Below are 2,447 nucleotides of genomic sequence, written 5' to 3'. Positions count from 1 at the left end.
GGAGGACGAACACAACCGCGCCTCCTACCGACACGGTGTGCACGTCGGCCCCGGTGAGCTCATAGAGTTCGGCATCGAGCTCATCGGGCACCACCTCCACCCGCGAGCGTGAGCTGGCCCGAATGAGCTCCAGGCACTCGGAAACGCGTTCGTCCTCGACGCCCATGAGGACGGTGGAATTGCCCGCCCGCAGGAATCCCCCGGTGCTCTGAATGCGCGTGACGCGGAATCCAGCGCTTGTGACATTTCGAAGCAGGGGATCCGTGTCGTACGCTTGCACAATCGCTACGATGAGTTTCACTTGCCGGTCACCTTCCGTCTGGTCGTCTGGTGCGTTGCTGTGAAAAGTTCGTCGCTGAGGGCGTGCACGTGGGTTCCGATCCGAAAACGTCAGGACGCTTGCTTGCGTCACTCGCATGGACCGAGATCAGCGAATCGCTTGATTCGCGCTCGATCGTTCTTCTGCCGATAGGCGCCGTCGAGGCGCATGGTCCCCACCTGGGACTCGACACGGACGTCATTATTGCGCAAGCCGCCGCTGGGAGCGCGGCTCATCGATTCCAGGCGATAGGCCGCCAGGCATGGATTGCGCCGCCGATTTGGTACGGCGTCTCGTTCGTCGGCGCTTCCTTTCCAGGTACAACGCCCGTGGCTCCCGAGCCGTTCCGCTTGTATCTCGAGTGGGTGTTGCGCGGGTTGAGCGCGATGGGACCGTCTGATGTGGTGGTTGTCAATGCCCACCTGGAACCAGCGCATTTCGATGCGATTCTCGATGCGTGCGCAACCGTCTCGGCAGATGTTGGCCGGGTGATCCATGCCGTCGACTACCGGCAACGGGGCTGGGCTGAGCGGTTGGGCGCCGAGTTTTCCGGCGGAAGTCGGCACGCTGGGAGCTATGAGACGTCTATCGTGCTTGCGGCGAGTCCCGACTCGGTGCGAACCGATTTGCTTGCCGATCTCGAGCCGGTGTCGATCGATCTTCCCGCGGCGCTGAGGTCGGGTGCGAGCACGTTCGACGAAGCCGGCGGGTCATTGGCCTACTTTGGGAATCCCGCTAGTGCGTCTGCCGAGGAGGGCAAACGGCTTCTTGCGGAACTGGGGGCGATCATCGTCGAGAGCTACCTGCAGAAAGTCGACAGACCATGAGCGGCGCGCATTCGCTCCATCTGACCGAAACCGAGCGCGGCATGCTGGCGGGTGACGATGGCCCGGCGGCGGCGCTTGCCATGCGCATCCTCACCCGGGTTGCTCCGCTCTACGGAGCCAACCGCTTCATCGAAGTCACGAAAGCGCACATCGACGGCATTGTCTACGAGGGAAATGCAGGCCTCGCGTTTGCGGAAAGGTTGGCCGACCTGGGGGGACGGGTACGGGTGCCAACCTCGCTCAATGTCATGTCGATGGATCGCACCAATTGGCGAGCGCTTGGCCAGGATCCGCAGTTTGCCGACAATGCTTACCGGCTCGGCATGGCCTATGTGCGCATGGGCGCAGTGCCGGGTTTCACCTGCGCTCCTTATCACACCGAGGCGACTCCGGTCTTCGGAGAGCAAATCGCGTGGTCCGAATCGAATGCCGTCGCCTATGCAAATTCGGTCATCGGCGCCCGCACCAACCGATACGGAGACTATCTCGACATTTCCTGCGCCCTCACCGGGCGGGTTCCGGCGTCGGGTCTGCATTTGACCGAGCATCGGAAAGGAACGCATCACTTCCGCCTCGCTGGCATATCACGCGCGTTGCAGGAGCGCGACGATTTCTATCCGGTGCTTGGCTATCTGCTTGGGCAATCAGTTTCCAGCGGCGTGCCCGTGATCGACGGGCTCGACGTCGATCCGACCAGCGATCAACTGAAGGCGCTGGCGGCAGCAGCGGCTTCATCCGGCGCAATCGCGTTGTTCCATATCGTTGGCGTGACTCCTGAGGCTCCCGATTTGGAGCACGCGTTTCAGGGCGAGCGGCCGTCGCAGTCGGTTCTCGTCACGCCAGAGCAGCTGCGAGCGGTGCGGAACACACTCACGACAGCAACGTCGGCAGACGTCGATGTGGTGGCGTTTGGGAGTCCCCATGCCAGCCTGCGCGAGTGTGTCGAACTCGCTGAACTGATGCGCGGACGACATGCGAAGCCCGGCCTGCAGGTCTATCTGACCACAAGCCGAGCCATCAAGGAGATTCTGGAGCGCACCGGCGCGTTGCACGAGATCGAGACCTTTGGAACAAGTGTGGTAGTGGATACCTGCATTGCGGTAGCGCCATTGGTGAAACCAGGCGCGAAGGTATTGATGACTAACTCGGGGAAATACGCGCATCACGGGCCGGGGATCATCGGTGTCGACTCGATCTACGGCTCGACACGGGAATGCATCGAGGCTGCCGTCAGCGGCCGGGCAGCGGTGGACGATTCGGCATGGCGGTAGCGCGCATTTGCGGCAAGCCGCTGGTCGACG

Annotated in this window: 3 protein-coding genes; 2 read left to right on the top strand and 1 reads right to left on the bottom strand. The window is 62.4% G+C overall.

From position 1 onward, the window contains the following. Nucleotides 1–301: cyclic-di-AMP receptor (locus R2855_20055; protein ID MEZ4533300.1), on the bottom strand; the 301-nt coding region annotated here is incomplete at its 3' end. A gap of 68 nt (nucleotides 302–369) precedes the next feature. Here R2855_20055 and R2855_20050 point away from each other — a divergent pair. Continuing rightward, nucleotides 370–1,146, top strand: a complete 777-nt coding sequence (locus tag R2855_20050; protein ID MEZ4533299.1) for a creatininase family protein — start codon at nucleotides 370–372, stop codon at nucleotides 1,144–1,146. After that, the gene (locus R2855_20045) at nucleotides 1,143–2,417 is read left to right on the top strand and encodes an aconitase X catalytic domain-containing protein (protein ID MEZ4533298.1); all 1,275 of its coding nucleotides are present in this window, start codon (nucleotides 1,143–1,145) and stop codon (nucleotides 2,415–2,417) included. The genes R2855_20050 and R2855_20045 overlap by 4 nt, the downstream gene beginning before the upstream one ends. The last annotated feature ends 30 nt before the right edge of the window (nucleotides 2,418–2,447 follow it).

It is taken from the genome of Thermomicrobiales bacterium, assembly GCA_041390825.1.
Classification (GTDB): Bacteria; Chloroflexota; Chloroflexia; order Thermomicrobiales; family UBA6265; genus JAMLHN01.
Note: the sequence above shows the minus strand (reverse complement) of the source record. Positions and strands in the feature narration are given on the sequence as shown.